This window comes from Acinetobacter sp. AG3 (assembly GCF_022343575.1).
In the GTDB taxonomy this organism is placed as follows: Bacteria; Pseudomonadota; Gammaproteobacteria; order Pseudomonadales; family Moraxellaceae; genus Acinetobacter; species Acinetobacter guillouiae.
Genome location: NZ_JAKQZD010000001.1, coordinates 1,062,079 through 1,079,310, shown reverse-complemented (window position 1 = coordinate 1,079,310; position 17,232 = coordinate 1,062,079). Strand labels below are relative to the sequence as shown.

At 39.5% G+C, this 17,232-nt stretch carries 8 protein-coding genes; 3 read left to right on the top strand and 5 right to left on the bottom strand.

Annotated features, from left to right (window positions below; translation table 11 throughout):
• Positions 1-136: 136 nt before the first annotated feature.
• From L3V46_RS05025 to soxR, 4 genes are all read right to left on the bottom strand, one after another.
• Entirely contained in the window at positions 137-676 is a 540-nt protein-coding gene (locus tag L3V46_RS05025; RefSeq protein ID WP_151802862.1) for an SUKH-3 domain-containing protein, read from the bottom strand.
• Positions 677-5,620, bottom strand: coding sequence for an RHS repeat-associated core domain-containing protein (locus tag L3V46_RS05020; protein ID WP_239045097.1), 4,944 nt, complete (start codon positions 5,618-5,620; stop codon positions 677-679).
• Between the two features lie 10 nt (positions 5,621-5,630).
• Positions 5,631-8,564: a type VI secretion system Vgr family protein gene (locus L3V46_RS05015; RefSeq protein WP_239045096.1), complete on the bottom strand. Its 2,934-nt coding sequence runs from the start codon at positions 8,562-8,564 to the stop codon at positions 5,631-5,633.
• Positions 8,565-8,836: 272 nt separating this feature from the next.
• Complete coding sequence (gene soxR, locus L3V46_RS05010; protein ID WP_151957730.1) at positions 8,837-9,298, bottom strand: redox-sensitive transcriptional activator SoxR; 462 nt, start codon at positions 9,296-9,298, stop codon at positions 8,837-8,839.
• Positions 9,299-9,588: 290 nt separating this feature from the next.
• Here soxR and L3V46_RS05005 point away from each other — a divergent pair, with 290 nt between their 5' ends.
• The 3 genes from L3V46_RS05005 to L3V46_RS04995 are packed head-to-tail and all read left to right on the top strand — an operon-like array spanning position 9,589 to position 14,219.
• Entirely contained in the window at positions 9,589-10,017 is a 429-nt protein-coding gene (locus tag L3V46_RS05005) for a DoxX family protein (RefSeq protein WP_239045095.1), read from the top strand.
• Positions 10,014-11,117: an efflux RND transporter periplasmic adaptor subunit gene (locus L3V46_RS05000; protein ID WP_239045094.1), complete on the top strand. Its 1,104-nt coding sequence runs from the start codon at positions 10,014-10,016 to the stop codon at positions 11,115-11,117. Before L3V46_RS05005 ends, L3V46_RS05000 begins: the two co-directional genes overlap by 4 nt.
• A gap of 12 nt (positions 11,118-11,129) precedes the next feature.
• Positions 11,130-14,219 carry a MexW/MexI family multidrug efflux RND transporter permease subunit gene (locus L3V46_RS04995; RefSeq protein WP_239045093.1) on the top strand — a complete coding sequence of 1,030 codons (3,090 nt, stop codon included), beginning with the start codon at positions 11,130-11,132 and terminating at the stop codon, positions 14,217-14,219.
• Between the two features lie 234 nt (positions 14,220-14,453).
• On the opposite strand, the gene L3V46_RS04990 is transcribed toward L3V46_RS04995, so the two are convergent.
• Positions 14,454-17,162 carry a TonB-dependent receptor gene (locus tag L3V46_RS04990; protein ID WP_239045092.1) on the bottom strand — a complete coding sequence of 903 codons (2,709 nt, stop codon included), beginning with the start codon at positions 17,160-17,162 and terminating at the stop codon, positions 14,454-14,456.
• Between the last annotated feature and the right edge of the window lie 70 nt (positions 17,163-17,232).

Sequence of the window (17,232 nt, the reverse complement as noted above, 5' to 3'; positions counted from 1 at the left end):
TGGGGGGAAAGGCTTATTCATTTATAAATAATATTACTGAATAAGCCTTTAATGATAGCTTTTATGCAACAAAGCCATTCAGTTAGTATTTTTAAAACAGACAAAAATATATTTTTAGGTCTATTTTCAAAAACAATTAAATATCATTAATATGATATTTTTCTTGTGTTTTTTCATTAAGAAAAATACCATTTCCTAATGCTATATAACTTACCCCTTGATTATATATGAGATTATAAAGCCCTTCATAAAAACTTCCACCTAAATAATAAAGATCTCCAGAATCAGGTACTTCATAGATTCGCCCATCTATATCAATTAAAACATCACGCCCAGCTTTCGTACAAAAACATACTAATTTTTTATTACCACCTAATAACTCTATATATTCACCATTAAACTCATCACTGCAATCATAATTAGCTAGTTTTGTACTTATTTCACCAAATATATAATACGTATTTTGTAAGTCTATATCATCTAATGGCTTATTAAAATAGAACTTTTTCTTTACAAAAGTAATATACCATAGCGACCTTAAAAATAATTCAACATTAGGCTCAAATTCTTTCAAGTCAAATGGTAAGCTATCTAATAATATATCTCTTTCTGGATACCACCCTGCAAAATATAATAACTCATAAAATTCAGAACTAATTTGATGTGGAAACTTCATTTAAAACCTCAATCTACCATTTGATTTCACAGCATCTAGAACTTCAAAACTTGTTAACGCTCCAGAACATGACCCACAGGCAGGAATATACTGACCATTATCAACACGCATCGCTACTGAGACTGCCTGTTTCAGTCTTTTTTTGGAATTTACCCCTTGCCCTAGAGAACAGACTTCCGCACAATTCCCATGCCCTTTTCCTCTGTCCCCTAACTCAACATCATCATAAGCTTTTTTAACAGAATTTGGAGCTTTATCTAATAAAGTATACCCTGTTACATTCGTTCTATTATTGATACCTGTTAAAACATTACCATCTTCAGTTACGATTGCATTTACTACTCGTGCTCGTTGTGAAGCTGGTTTAGCTAATTCCTGAGCTCTAAGCCTATTAGCTGCTAATACTGCTCTGTCCTGCTGTTGACTTAATGTTAATTTTTTATTTAAACCTAAACTATCTATCCATGCTACAGGGTTAGGTGCATACGCATAAGAATTATTCCCCCCTAACAATCCAATCGGATCTTTACTTACAAACCGCCCCACATAAGGTGAATAATACCGATAACGGTTGTAATGCAACCCTGTCTCTTGATCAAAATATTGACCTTGAAAACGGATATTATTTGAAATAATTTCTGAGTTTTCAAAGAAACTGGATTTAGCTTTTTCAGACTTACCACTTCGAGCATAGCTCTCGTCTTGCGCTCGTGCAAAGCGTTGCTTTGCTGACACGAGCTCACCCCATGCCTTATATTGCGCCTTCCAAATGATTGCACCTGTATGGTCACTCATTTCCTGTGGTGTACCCAAATGGTCACAATGGTAGAACCATACATCATCAAAGCCTTTGCTTTTCTTGGTGGTTTTCCATAACGGATCACGATAAATGCTATAAGGTTTATTACTCCAATCTACACTTTGATGTACTTCTACCTCACCCAAATAAACCGCTTGAACTAAAGGAATAAAACTGCCCTTTTCATAAATATAATGTTTGGTGTAATCTTCAGTAGATTCAAAAGCAACTGTATCTCCATCCCATCCATAAAACACATTCTGTTCAGCACCTGTATGATGATGTTTACTATGTTTTTGAATGCGACGACCTAAAGCATCATAACGATATTCTGCTGTGTATTGGCTGTTGCGGCTTTTGATCATTCGACCAAATACATCCCACTCAAGATGTAAATCACCCTGAGCGTTCTTTTGTCGAACGAGCTGCCCAAATTCATCATACTGATATTGTTGTTCTAAATATTCTTTGACGACATTATTGACCAGACGGTTATAGCCATAATGTCCTTCTTCTGTATTTTGCTTAGATGACTTATCAGAAGCCATATTGTAAGGGTCGATAATATTGTTGGCTGGGTCAAAACGGAATGTTTCCTTGCCTAGTTTGCTCGTTGCGTCCAATAAACGTCCTACAGGGTCATATTTGTAGTTAATATTCCCGCGACGTGTATCTTGAATACCTGTGAGCTGTCCTGTTTTATTGTACTGATATAAACGCTGAATCAGTTGCTGGGTTTCATTGATTGCATTATTTTGCTGTTGGGTAGGAGATTGATAACCAAATTCATGACCATTGACAATTCTTTGCTGTGTTAAGCGTCCAATATCATCATATTTCTGTTCTTGGCTAATTCCATTGGCATAGTGCCGTGCGGTTTCTCTGTGTAAATCATCACGCTCAAAGCTAACAACATCTTCACCATTCAAGATCAGGCTTTGAACATGACCACTGCCATAAGTGAGCCAGTCGATATTTTGCCCATCAGGTCGAATCGTCTGAATCCGCACATTCAGCTCATCGTAAGTATGTTTCCACACGGCTGTTTTATTGGTTTTTAAATCCTGATGATGTTCACGGATTTGATTACCAACCGCATCATAGAACCAGTGTGCAGCACTGTCTGCATTTCTTGCTAAGACAAGTTGCCCATTGCTGTCATAGGCAAACTCTTCTATTTGTTGCTGTTCAACTTCATGAGAGTCGTAGCCATAACCTGCAGTACGCTGTTCAAGTCGTCCCATGCTGTCAAATACAAATTGCTGTATCCTGTCTTTCTGTGCAACACGGTCTTTTAAATCCTGACCATAAGCAGATGCAACTTCGATACTGGTTGTCAGTTGTTTAGTTCTGTCATCGTATTTATAGACTGTTTCTTTTCCATCGAAATCAATTTCTTTCAACAAACGCCCCATGACGTCATAGAAGAACTGGTAACTTGCACCATTTTCATTAATTAACCTCTGCAGGCGACCAAGCTGATCCCATTTGTACTTAAGCTTATGACCTAATGCATCTGTTCGCACAGTGATTAGACCCGACTCATCATACTCGTATCGGGTTTGTTGTTGATTTGGATCAAGGTGCGCAAGTAACCGCCCTTCGGCATCATGTACAAAATGTTCTTCAGTGCCATCAGCATGTTTGATTTTTTCAAGTTGCCCTAAAGCATTTAATGGAACACCTTTAATAATGGCCGTTCTTTGTTCAAGGCCTGATCCAGAATAAAAGTATTCAACTTTTTGTTTTAATGCATTCTCGGCAAACTTAACCCGACCACGCTCATCATATCCCCATTTGGTTTCTTTGCCTGAACAATCCTGATAACTGAGTAAATTACCCTGTGCATCATATTTAAATGATTTCGAGCCACCTTTGGCATCAATAATACTGGTCGGTAATCCTTGAGCACTATAACTGTATGAAGTTTCACGCTGTAAGGGATCTATTTCTTTGATCAGCTGATCTTTATTATCATATTCATTTTTCCAGATAGCTCCTTCAGCATTTTTAATTTCTACTGGATTACCATTTTCATATTTATATTCGACTGAACTGCCATCGGGATTGATAGATTCTAATAAATCACCCTGATCGTTATACCGATAAATATAGACTTCGCCAGTCGTTGTAAAGTGCTGAGTGATTTTTGAATTACTATCACGGATAAACCATTCTTCTAGTTCATCAGGGTAAACAATACGATAATTATAACCATCAATATCATAATGATACTGAGTTACATTACCCTCGCCATCAATTACTAAGGTACAACGCTTATCATCTAGCCATGCTAAAGATAATTCTTGGCTACCGTCATCTGCCCATTCATGAAATGCTCTGGCTTCATATGTTTCACCATCCCATTCTAGATTTATTGCTCGATTGGTTAAGTCCGTATAACGGGTAAGTAAATGTTTATGATAAGAATAGTGATAATTCGCATGATCTCGAGTGGTTGCCTGTATTAAATCACCTTGCTGATCATAAGAATAACTTGCTATATCCGAGCGCTTACCATCTTTGTTGAGAATCAGCTTTTCAATTTTTTGATTTGAATTTTTTATGCATTCAATATAACAGTCCAGTTTTTTATCATTAAAAAACTCGATCTTATTTAATATACCTTCTTCATGCCCAATAAGTATGGTGCTTTGATCAGGTTTTACAATTGCTTTCAGAATGTAGTGATCTTTATATTTTTCAAATAAATATTGTTCCTTATTTTTATACTCAATGACCAAACTATTACCAAGATTGGTAATATACAAATTTTCAGCAACAGATAAATAAGTTGTATTTTCAGCGAGTTTAGGAAGATGGATAATTCGCCCTGTCTCATCGACAAATAAAAATTTGTCATCTTCAACAAAAATTTTCAGTGTCCAAGGTGTAAGCCATCTTGCACCAAACTCACTCTTATCATAGCCTTCCAAATTAGAAGCGTAGCTTCGAGTTTGGAAAATTCCTCTTGTTGAAAATATGTCAGCATCAAGATGAGTGAGAGATTCAACACCAGTTATGAAACTAATACTTTTTTTACTTGCGACAGCCCCACCACAATTACATGGATTTGGATCTTTTTTAGGTTTTGTAACTTTTGATTTACTTTCCAAAGGCGCCGCGGGTGTAACGCTTTTAACTTGTGTTGTTGTGTTTGGTTTTACAGCACCACCTTTTGGTCTTCTTTTTAATACTGATTTTAATATTTCAATAAATTTTAATAGATACGTCTTTGCTTTTGCCTTAATTGCTTGAGCAGCTTTTGCACCAAATGTTTTTATTTTAGTTGCAACTGCTAAAAGCGCCGCTTTCCCGGCTGCCCCCAATCTTGCCAAGATTTTTTGTAAAACTTGATTTGCAACTTGTCCCACTTGCGCTGAGGCAGATAAGGTGAGTGCTTTAAACAAGTTATCAAAGGTATTTTTAGGATCTCGGATTAAACTACCTGTAGTCACCTTGCTAAAACTTTTCTGTGCATCTTTTTGAGCATTTGCAATCGCTATAGGGTTAACAGCCTGACCATTTGCAATATTGATTAAGCCCGATGAAAAATCATTAGATATTTTCATCGCATAATCCGAACAGCCATTGATTAAAGTATCAATTTGCCCTGTCGCTTTATCTACGAAAGGTTGTATTTGACCCGCAAGAGCATCATTTAAACTAGCTTGTATTGCACTTTCCACAGCCAAAGCTAAAGTTGTTTTACCTGTAGATACTGCATTTCTTGCCGCCATGACCATCGGCCTTAGGGTCATACGAGCTGTATTCATTCCTGGAGGGACTGGAATAACACCAATCAAATTAATACAAAGATCTACCCAATCTAATATGGCTGGATTTGGATTGTTAACCAAATTGATAATACCTTCGACCACATCAACAAGAGCAATAATATTACCTACTACAGGGATAACGCCTGCAACTTGAGCAAGAGTATTTAAATCAAAATCAGGACTAATATTTTGTTTTAGCCAATCATTGATGCTATTTCGACTTGATACAATATCTTGAGGTGCAATACTTTGAAGTGGGGCAACCACTACTTGTGTTTTTAAACTATTTGCTAATGTTACTATTGCTTGTTTTTGTTCTGGAGTTTGGTTTCCTGGCTTTGAAGGAACCATGCCTAATAGACCCATGTTTTATTCCTTATTTTTTTAATTTATGAAGATTAGCTACCAAACTTGAAGCATTACTAAATGCCTTAGACACATCTGATCTTGTATTTTTCATTTTTGAAATTGAATTAAATATCATATCTGGATTAAAACCTTGCAATTGTTGTGCTGTTGGCCATTCAGCTTGTCTTTTTAAATCGCTAGTTTCAGCCCAAGGGTCTCTTTGATCCCCCTCAAAAAATACTTTAACTGAGCCAGGAACAATACCTGTAACACGTGCAAAACCTTTATCATCAAGCACGCCTTGATACTCTTTACCCTTAACATCAACTACTTTAAATTTCCCTTGTTTTATCGCCTCACCATGAATATAGCTATTGAAAAGCTCCAACACACCTTTGGCATTATTTGACTTCAATGATTGCTGTGAAGCATTGATATGCGCTCCAGGTTTAAACACATGCTGCCCAGCATTCACCTCAAACTTCCCACCTGTTTTTGGGAAAATTCCTGAATTATTCAGTGCAATTTGCGATGAACCACCTGTAATCACAACCTCTTTAGGACTACTAATCACAACTTTGTCATCAGTAGATGAAATGTTAATTCCCAGTTTGGCAAATACATCTAAAGCATCTGACTGTGCTTGAATTTCAACTTTACTTTGCGCTGCAATGGCTTTAATGCCACCTTGTGCAGCAAATAAACTGAGTTTGTTTTGCGCGTGTGCAATCAAATTCTTTTGCGTACTCAAGTTGATGCTATCGCCTGCAATTTGATTGATCTGCGAATCTGCGGAGATATGAATGTCTTCAGGAGTACTTAGGGCAATCCCATCTTGTGAGCTTAATAAAAGCAAGGCTTTATTAAATTTAGCAATTTTTTGCTCGAGCTGTTCCGTAAATTCTTTGAGTTGCTCAATCGATTCTATTTCATCCGTCTTTTGATTCTTGGCAATATCGCTTAAGGCTTTACTGTTGGTCTGGCTACCTTCAAGTTGCTTTTTGGCAAGCTCTGAATCAAGGTGGTCACCTTTGGCTTGGTCTTGTTTATAGGTCGAAAGCAGTAAACCTTGCCCTGCGCGAAGTGCTCCCCATTGGTCAGTTCTCAGCTCAAAGCCTTCACCACGATCATCACTTTCCGCTTTGTCTTTAGGATGACTCAGTTTGCCCAAGTTAAGTTGGCTGGCGGCATGACTACTTTGTAACTGGCTGCTGATTTGGCCAGTAGTATCGTCAAACCTCAGTTGATTGTAACCACTGCCTTGATACTCTCGACTTTTTATTCCTGCCAGCTTCTTGGTGTCAGGCAGTTTACCTTTGTCATCAAACTTGCTTGGATGACGTTGTGCTTCATGGATGCGCCCAACCACAAATGGACGGTCAATGTTGCCATCAAAGAAATCAATAACAACAATCTCTCCTATTCTCGGTAAGAATCGCGCCCCATAGCCTTCACCTGCCCATGGAGTTAGAACATCGACCCAAGCTGAATCTGTATCGTTGTCATTAGAACCCGCACCGCCATCATGGGTATTGTCTTCATTACGGCTAAACAGGAAGCGAACTTTAATACGTCCCCATTCATCAACATGGATTTCTTCTCCACTTGGCCCCACTACTTTGGCCCGTTGTGGTGATGCAATCGGTCGGTGTTGTAATGGGTTATAGGCTGGAACCGTGCTGATATTACGACGTTGAATGGTTAAATTGCTGGCTTGATGTTCATCACTCGTGTTGCTGCTGATTTGGGTCGCTTGCCAATTGCTTTGTTGGACTAAAGCGGTGACTTGATCAGTGAGATCTTTGGGTAAGTTATTTTGGTTATAAAAGCTTTTAGCCGTGATTAAAAATTCTTTGTCTGCACCTGAGTGTTGATCTATCTCAGGGTGTTCATTTAGTTCAAACCAATAGCCAACATGTGCATCGCGCACTGTTGACGTTGCTGTAAATTGTTTGGCTTGTGAATCGTAGTAGTTGCTGATGTTTTGGTTAAATTTTTCAATCTGACTGTTGCCCGATGGCGTTGCGCCATCTTCACCATTCAAGTCTTGAATCCATGCAGGGCTAAAGTGCCATGCTTGTTCTAAAGCTAGACTGGCATTGTCATAATTTTCACTATGGCTGTGTTTACTTTGGACACTGCCAGCGCCTTCATCAATATCCAATACATCAGCTTGCCAACGCTGGATATGTACCGAAGTCGGTTGAATGGAACGCTGACCAATAAAATTGGTAATTGAATCAGTTTTTTCTACGGCGCTGCTTCTATGGAAGCGAATATTACGGCGTTCTAAGGCACTAAATTGCGAATTATCATCAATTAAACGAAGCTTTTGTGCTTGGATTTGTTCTGTTGAACTCGACACTTTAAGTTGTGCTTCATCGATCAGCCAGTTAATCCCTTCACTTCTCATCAAACGGGTCAGGAAGTCAAAGTCGCTTTCAGATGCCTGCATAATGAATGGGCGTACATCATAGTCTTTGCTTAAACCACTCTTGTCCAATGTCAGACTTGAAGCAAACAGTGGACTGCGTTGTGCCCATTCTTGGAATACGGTCTGGATCACATCCACAACCGACTTATTCATAAATACTCGAGAGTTTCTACGGTGTTTCCAAAGTGCTGTTGGGTCTTCTACAGTCAAACGATAGATGGTAAGAGAACCATCAGATGCGCCAATATCGGCTTGGGTCACAATTCCTGAAATACGGGTTAACTCGGATTTATCTGTGACGATATCAATCGCAGCTTGAGTTCCAATAAAGCTTTTTAAAGGAATACTTGCTGACGTTGCAAGACAGATGAGTTGGAGCCGAACACCCTCATTGATTTGATGTATTCCATCGATACGTTGTAGGAATACTTGCTGGCTCAACGCTGAATTAGAAAATTGTACGTGAATCGCACGTTTTTGTGCTGATAAGCCAAGCTGCTCCAAAGCAGCATAAATATTGTTAGACATGCATTATTATTTAATTTTAAATTGTGATGTATTCTACTAAAAAGTTAGGCGGACTGTCTATACAGACCTGTCTATTTATTACTGGTTATTTACACAACACTGACTAGGTTTTGAATATGCCCTTTTTAGCTCAATATCATTATTGATAATGATCATTTGCACTGATTAAAAGCTTGAAAGCGTGCTTAGAGTTTTTTCACCAAACATAAGTGATCAACAGCCCAAGATAAAAAGCTAAAATATCAAACGTATCCAATATTAATATTGGGTTCTTATTCACGCTCTAAAATACGGGGACCAGATCCTTGGTGTCTTAATATATCTTCTGGATTACGTAAAGGACATTGTTTTAGAGATAAACAACCACAACCGATACACCAATCCATTTCATCTCTTAAACGTGTTAGTTTTTGAATACGCTCATCTAAATCCTTACGCCAATGCGATGATAACACTGACCATTGTTCTGCGGTTAATTTGCTTCCCATAGGATAAACACTTAATGCATTTTTAATTTCTTCCAGAGAAATTCCGACTTTTTGTGCAACCTTAATAATTCCAATATAACGTAAGACAATTGATGGAAAACGACGCTGATTTCCATTTGTTCTGATACTTTTAATTAGCCCTTTCGACTCATAAAAATGCAAGGTTGAAACAGCTACACCACTCCGTTTAGCCACCTCTCCTACTGTCATCATTCGATTAAAATCAATTTTTTCTTCTGCCTGCATTTTGATATTTCTCAACATTACTTGATGTTTTATAATTCAGCAAAGTACATTTGTCAATTGATCTTAGCTGCCATGGCTTTTCATCATTACAACTCAAAATACAAAAAACGTTATCGCCAATTTAATCCATTGTAAAAATCTTATCCCTCTACAAATTTTCTGATCAAAGCCCATTGACCTAAATATAACTTGAGGTTTTAGACTGCTTGCCACAGCTGTTATGAATAACAACAAGCTATTCATTTTAAAGGTTTTAATTATCCAGTCTTATTTCTTCAGGAAATATTTTCATGCCATATTTCATTAAATTAAGTTTAGAAAGCCAATGGCTGTGGGCCATCAGCAGATGTTGTCTTGCGCTTCTATTTCTAAGTTCAGGACTTAGTAAAATTCTTGCTGTAGAAACAGGATTTTTGGAAATGCAGGCGGCTGGTCTAGAGCCTGCGTGGTTATTTAATTATGCTTCTGCGTTGATTCTACTTGTGGGCGCCTATTGTATTTTATTTGAGCGACATATGTGGTTTGGCACACTGATTCTTTCCGTATTTTTAGCACTGACAATTGTGATTGTGCATCACTTTTGGAGCATGACTGGTATTCAAGCCAATATCCGCTTTTACTTTGCACTTGAACATATTTCAGTGATTGGTGGTCTTTTAGCGCTGACCATTGCCAGTCATTTTCGACAACAACTCCGTAACCTTGGAGTTGTTGCATGAAAAATAACAAATGGCTCTTTCTAATCGCGATCACTTTAATTCTCGTGGGTGTCGCAATCTATTTTTATTTAAATTCTCGTTCAAGTGAAACGCATCAATCTGGCGCTTATCCTCCAGTCAAAGTGGCCTTGAGTACAGTAGTCGAACAAAATATTCCACAAGTGCTTTCCAGTATTGGTGAGTTGGAAGCAATCCGACAAGTCAAAGTGTCAACAGAAACAACAGGTATGATCAAACAGATTTATTTCCAATCTGGACAAGCTGTTCAACAAGGTCAAATACTGATTCAACTCAATACCGATGTTGAACAAGCTCAATTAGGTCGCTTGCAAGCCAAATTGAAACAAGCCGAAATGGCCTATCACCGCAGCAAACTTTTGATTGATAGTCATGCGATTTCACGGGCAGAAATGGATACGGCATTGGCTGATCGAGATATGACGCGTGCAGAAATCCAACAGCTACAAGCCAGCATAAAACAGAAAGCAATTCGTGCCCCCTTTTCTGGTGTCATAGGAATACGCCAAGTGCATCAAGGACAATATTTAGAGGCAGGCACTGGTATTGCTAATCTGGTCGACTTTCGACAAATTCTTGCCAATTTCACATTGGATGAACAATTGGCATCGAGGTTAAAAATCGGACAATCTGTACAACTCAAAATTGATGCATTTCCTGAAAAGTCCTTTACAGCTGTGGTAAGTGCAATCGAACCGATGATCACAACATCGCGAACTGTGCAGGGGCAAGCAATTTTAAATAACCATGATCAACAGTTAAAACCGGGCATGTATGCCAAATTAGACATCCAAGAATCTGAACGCCCAAGCGTGGTCGTTCCTGAAACTGCAATTACCTATACGGCTTATGGCAATACTGTCTTCCTTGCAAAACAAGACCATAACAAGCTGATTGTTCAACGTGTGGCGGTAGTGCTCGGTGAGCGCCATCAAGCCAAAGTTGTGGTCAAATCTGGGCTCAAAGCAGGTGATCAAGTTGTTGTATCAGGACAACTTAAATTAAGTGATGGTATGCAAGTTGAACCGAGCGTAAATACACTTGAGCATCCCCAATCTTCCTCGATCAAGCCCAAAGTCTAGGGAGATAAGCAAATGAAATTTACTGACCTTTTTGTAAAACGCCCAGTATTGGCCTTGGTCGTCAGCACCTTAATCTTGCTGGCAGGCTTGTTTTCCCTAAATAAACTGCCTATCCGACAGTATCCTTTACTTGAAACCTCAACGATTAGTATCAATACAGAATATCCCGGTGCATCTGCTGAACTTATGCAAGGTTTTGTCACCCAACCCATTGCTCAAGCAGTGTCTTCGGTGGAAGGCATCGACTATCTCAGTTCTTCTACTGTGCAGGGTCGCAGTGCTGTAACGTTACGCATGCAATTAAATCGAGACTCAACCCAAGCCTTAACAGAGGTGATGGCAAAGGTTAATCAAGTCCGTTACAAACTACCAGAACAGGCATTTGATCCAGTCATTGAACGTTCTTCAGGTGAATCTACCGATGTTGCCTATATCGGATTTTCCAGCGAACAACTGTCCTTGGCTGAATTAACCGATTATTTGTCTAGGGTGGTAGAGCCCATGCTGTCTACAATTGATGGCGTTGCCAAGGTACAGACCTATGGTAGTCAGCGTTTGGCTATGCGGATTTGGTTGGATGCAGATCGTTTGGCCAGTCGTGGGGTAACTGCCGCCGATGTCGCCAATGCGATCCGTCAAAATAACTATCAAGCCGCACCGGGTCAGGTCAAAGGCGAATTGGTGGTTTCAAATGTCAATGTTTCCACAGATCTCACCAGTATTCAGGACTTTAAAAATCTGGTGATACGCAATGATGCTCAAAATCTAATTCGTCTACAAGATGTGGCAACAGTTGAACTTGGTGCTGCTTCGACAGAAACAAGTGCCTCTATGGATGGTAAACCTGCAATTTTTGTCGGTCTACAAGCGACGCCTACAGGCAACCCCTTGGTGATCGTACAGGGAATTAAAGATAAATTGCCTGAGATCCAAAAAACCTTACCGCCGGGGGTTACAGTCAATCTTGCCTATGAAACAGCCCGTTTTATTGATGCCTCTATTGATGAAGTTTTACATACTTTTATCGAAGCGCTGATTATTGTTATTGCTGTGATCTATCTGTGTTTAGGTTCTTTACGTAGTGTCTTGATTCCTGTAGTGACAATTCCATTGTCAATGTTAGGTGCCTTGGGTTTAATGCTGTTATGTGGCTTTAGTATCAATTTACTCACACTTTTAGCCATGGTACTCGCCATAGGCTTGGTTGTAGATGATGCAATCGTGGTGGTTGAAAATGTCCATCGACATATTGAAGAAGGATCATCCCCAGTTGCAGCAGCTCTGATCGGGGCACGAGAAGTCGCAGGCCCTGTAATTGCAATGACCATTACACTGGCCGCAGTGTATGCTCCGATTGGTTTAATGGGTGGATTAACTGGTTCCTTATTTAAAGAATTTGCTTTTACTTTAGCCGGCGCAGTTTTGGTTTCAGGGATTATTGCCTTAACCCTATCTCCTGTTATGAGTTCATTTCTGCTTCAATCCAAACAGCAGGAAGGTAAAATGGCAAAAGCAGCCGAATGCTTCTTTGAACATTTGACTCAGCTTTACAGTAAATTGCTCAATTTTTCCTTACATCATCGTTGGATCACTGTGGTTTTTGCGATCGCTATTTTTATTAGCCTTCCATTGCTTTACCAACTTCCTCAAAAAGAATTGGCGCCCAATGAAGATCAAGCCAGTGTATTGGCAGCCATCAAAGCACCACAACATGCCAATCTCAATTATGCTGAACACTTTAATCAAAAACTTGATGAAATCTTCTGGACTTTCCCCGAAACCAGTACCACGTGGATTATTAATGGTACAGATGGGCCTGCATCAAGTTTTGGTGGAACAACCCTTTCCACATGGTCTGAGCGAGTGCATTCTGCGGATGAAATTCAACAGCAACTTCAAGCCAAAGTTGGTGATGTAGAAGGCAGCAGTATTTTTGTATTCCAAAATCCTGCGCTTCCCGGTTCAACAGGTGGTTTACCCGTACAAATGGTGTTACGTAGTGCACAAGACTATTCAACCATTTATCAGGCGATGCAGAACATCAAGCAAAAAGCCCGTGAAAGTGGCCTTTTTGTGGTGGTCGACAGTGATCTCGACTTTAATAACCCCGTGATTCGAATCGAGGTTGACCGGGCCAAAGCCAATAGTCTGGGTATTCGTATGCAAGATATCGGTGAAGCCTTGGCGACATTGGTTGGTGAGAATTATATCAATCGTTTTAGTATGCAAGGTCGTGCCTATGATGTGATTCCTCAAAGCATCAATACACAACGTTTGACAGCTCAAGCACTGACACGACAGTTTATTCGTACCGACCAAGGTACACTGATTCCCTTATCGACTGTGGTCAGTCTAAGTGAACAGGTAGAACCCAATAAACTCACTCAATTTAATCAACAAAATGCTGCAACTTTTCAAGCAATCCCTGCCGCTGGGGTTTCCTTAGGTCAAGCTTTAAGTTTTCTGAAACAGGCTGCATCTGAATTACCGACTGGATTTAGTTACGACTGGCAAGCCGATGCACGTCAGTATGTACAGGAAGGTAACGCTTTGATGTTTGCATTTTTAGCCGCGCTGATTGTGATTTATCTGGTTTTAGCCGCTCAATATGAAAGCCTAATGGATCCATTTATTATTTTAATTACGGTTCCGCTGTCGATCTGTGGCGCATTAATCCCCTTGGCTTTTGGACTTGCCACAGTCAATATCTACACTCAGATTGGTTTAGTCACACTGATTGGACTGATCAGTAAGCATGGTATTTTAATGGTTGAGTTTGCCAATGAATTACAAGTTCATGAAGGTTTAGATCGGCGAGCGGCCATTTTAAAAGCTGCTCAAATTCGTTTACGTCCAATTCTGATGACCACAGCGGCAATGGTGTTTGGGTTGATTCCTCTCCTTTTTGCCACAGGAGCTGGTGCACATAGTCGCTTTGGTCTAGGGCTTGTAATTGTCTGTGGTATGTTGATCGGGACCTTCTTTACGCTTTTTGTCTTACCTACTATTTACAGTCTGTTGGCTCGTCAACACAATCAAGACCTTCATTCTAGCCGTTTACGAGAGCTACAACAGATTGACCAACATGAGCAAAAATCATGACGTTGAGTGGGCTGAACAACCAGCATGCTGCTGTCTAAGCTTCTGTGTATGATCAGATCGCTTGAATATAATTTTTTATTGATAAAGTTCTATATCTATAGAACTTTATCAATTTTTTAATGCGTGATTCTAACCACTGATTTAGAGCTACTGATTTAGAGCGACTGATTTTTCACTACTTTGTTCACTCATATTTTTACAGTTAGGTTTTGCCGATTTGATTGTTTTATAATTCTAGAATCTCATTTCAAACCCAGCTTTGATGGTACGGCCGGGAATCGGCATACCGATCACTGTACCAGGATCAAAGTTATAACGATTGGTTAAGTTATCAACATTAAACGAGAGATTTAGATTTGGATTCAGTTTATAGCTCGCAAAAATATCAACTAAGGTTTCCGAAGAAATTTCAGTCACCGCACGCCCACTCACCCCTGTACCCTGTAACCAACCTTTAGGATTTTTCTTTTCAGAATGATATCTGGCACGTACCCCCACATTGAGTTTATTTTCAAACAAACTTTTGCCTAAACTAATATTAAAAAGTTTACGTGGTGGCAAGCGTGTTGAAATCAGACTCCAAGAATCTCCGACCTCATTACAATCATCTTTCGTCGCTGGGCATACTTTCGGTGCTTGATATAAAGTTCCGTTCATGTTCACAAAGAAACTTGGATGCTGGTAAGCAAGATTAAACTCTAAACCTTTCAATACAACTTGCTCATAATTTAGAAAAGTATATGAGGTGGTATAAGGCAAAATAAAATCAGGCGTAATCTCATTAACAATATCTTTACGTTGTACTCCTTGGGTAAGGAAATTTTGGGTTTGATTACGGAAATAATTGATATTGAATTTTAACTGATCTGCTTCAGTGAATACGTTATCGTTGTGCCCAATAAAGCCAAACTCAACGAGACGAGAATTCTCTGATTTAATCGGCAAATCTGGATCATAACTAAAGGTTTGTTTGGAAACTGTCGATTCAAACAAACTTGGACTGCGATACATATTGGAAAGTTTTGCATAGACATCAATACCATTCAGCAACTGATAATTCAGCTGCGCCATCCAGTCGATCTTTCCGTCATAATCTCGAAGCGCATAGCCTTTGTCATTTAAATCGGAATTGGCGACCGGTCTCATTGCGACATACTGGTCTCCATAATCCTTAACTTTTGCCTTATGCCATTTACTGCCTAAACTCAGGCTAAAATCTTTAAAGATATAATCGCCATTGAGAAATAGAGAGGACTCTTGACGTAATCCATCACGTGCGATTTCAGTATCAATAAGATTTTGTGGCTTCATCCGTTGCTCGTCATATGTCAGACCATAATTCAAGGTTAAAGCATCAATTTTACTGGTGTTTTCTAAATTAATCCCACTACGATAGTCTTGAAAACTTCCCCAGTATTGGTCGCCATAATGTGAATTGGCGATGCCAAGCATGCCATTGTGCTGGCGATATTTGGCATTGGTATGCCAAATCCCTAACTCTAAATCAAACCACTGATTATTCTTGGGCTTATAGGTATAGTTGGCACTGAATGCATTAATCGCTGCGGTTCCAAGGGACCATTGTGGCATGGTATATGCACCCTCTATATATTTGGGTAGAACATAATCACCATCGATGTATCCCCAAGGTGGAGAGTTGGGATCAATCACTTGCGATCTATTCCAATAAAAAGCCATGACCTCACCCGCTTTTTGTATATGGCGGCGCATATTCACTTCAACACGATGTTCGTCTGTAATATTCATACCCGCTTTGATGATGCCTGAATCACTTTTATAACTGGTGTTTACCACCTCTTGACCGGGTCCAACATCAACAATATCTCGCGCTTCATAATAATCAATGCCATGTTTTCCAGCATAGTAATTACCGACTTCGCGTTTACTATAAGCAGCCACCAGATCGAATACATCATTCCGATAAGCAGCAGCGATTGTGCCAGCGCCATTTTGAAAATTATTCGAGGACAGTTTATTACGAAGCAGATAAGACATCTGCTCACGCTCATTATCTGAGGTCTGTGGTGCTTTGTTATTGTTATAAAAACTGCCTTTTAGCATGACACCTGATTGACGATTAGGCAGCAAAATATCGTTTGCACTGAGTGTACGCATTTTCACGATTCCGCCAATACCGCCCACACTAAATTTCGCTCGCGATGCGCCTTTTTCGACTTCAATCTGACTAATCAAATCCATATCGATATAAGTTCGGTCACTCTCTCCTTGATAGCCTCGAAAGGTATGGCTGGATTGTAGGCTACCATCAATAATTACAGGAACACGCCCCTCACCTTGTACTCCACGGATGCCAATATCAATTGCACCCGCTTCGTTACGCAGGCTATTGACTTGTACACCAGCGATATCAGAAAACACATCACCATTCCCCGTGCCTCTAAATCGGCTAATGTGTTCACGATTCAGCTGTGTTGTATTGACCTTTTGTTTTTGTTGTACAGCATTGACTTTAATCTGAGGAAGCGTAACAACGTCACTGTCCGTATTATTGAAAAGTGAAGGGTTATTTAACGGAGTGCTTGTATTTGCAATCGCAGTGTTTTTCTCTGTATTCGGTTTAGCTGAGCCAGATTTAGCAATTAAGACATAAGTCGAACCTTGCTGCTCTACCCGAAAAGGGTGATCTGTAAGCAAATAATCGAAGCCTTGCTTTACACTATAATGCCCGGTAATTCCTTTACTTTTCAGCCCTTTTAAAATATTTGCATCATAACTTAAGGCAATACCCGACTGTGCTGCAAAACTTGATAATACATAGCCCAACTGATTCTCTGAAATTTGATAATATTTTTCTGGCGCTTTTTTCGCTGCCATCGAAACATTGGGAGTAATTTGTGCATAAACACCACTGATGCAAAAGCACTGTATTAACATGGCCAGAGTTTGTTTTTTAAACTTCATAGGAACGCCCACACTTGTGAATGATTTTCATTTTCAATAATCATTACCCAGTGAATTGTTAAAACATGAC

What these genes read in the sequence shown, in the direction of transcription:
- soxR (WP_151957730.1), bottom strand. Translation starts at nt 9,298, where the DNA reads ATGCAGGCAGAAGAAAAAATTGATTTTAATCGAATGATGACAGTAGGA.
- L3V46_RS05015 (WP_239045096.1), bottom strand. Translation starts at nt 8,564, where the DNA reads ATGTCTAACAATATTTATGCTGCTTTGGAGCAGCTTGGCTTATCAGCA.
- L3V46_RS05005 (WP_239045095.1), top strand. Translation starts at nt 9,589, where the DNA reads ATGCCATATTTCATTAAATTAAGTTTAGAAAGCCAATGGCTGTGGGCC.
- L3V46_RS04995 (WP_239045093.1), top strand. Translation starts at nt 11,130, where the DNA reads ATGAAATTTACTGACCTTTTTGTAAAACGCCCAGTATTGGCCTTGGTC.
- L3V46_RS05000 (WP_239045094.1), top strand. Translation starts at nt 10,014, where the DNA reads ATGAAAAATAACAAATGGCTCTTTCTAATCGCGATCACTTTAATTCTC.
- L3V46_RS04990 (WP_239045092.1), bottom strand. Translation starts at nt 17,162, where the DNA reads ATGAAGTTTAAAAAACAAACTCTGGCCATGTTAATACAGTGCTTTTGC.
- L3V46_RS05020 (WP_239045097.1), bottom strand. Translation starts at nt 5,620, where the DNA reads ATGGGTCTATTAGGCATGGTTCCTTCAAAGCCAGGAAACCAAACTCCA.
- L3V46_RS05025 (WP_151802862.1), bottom strand. Translation starts at nt 676, where the DNA reads ATGAAGTTTCCACATCAAATTAGTTCTGAATTTTATGAGTTATTATAT.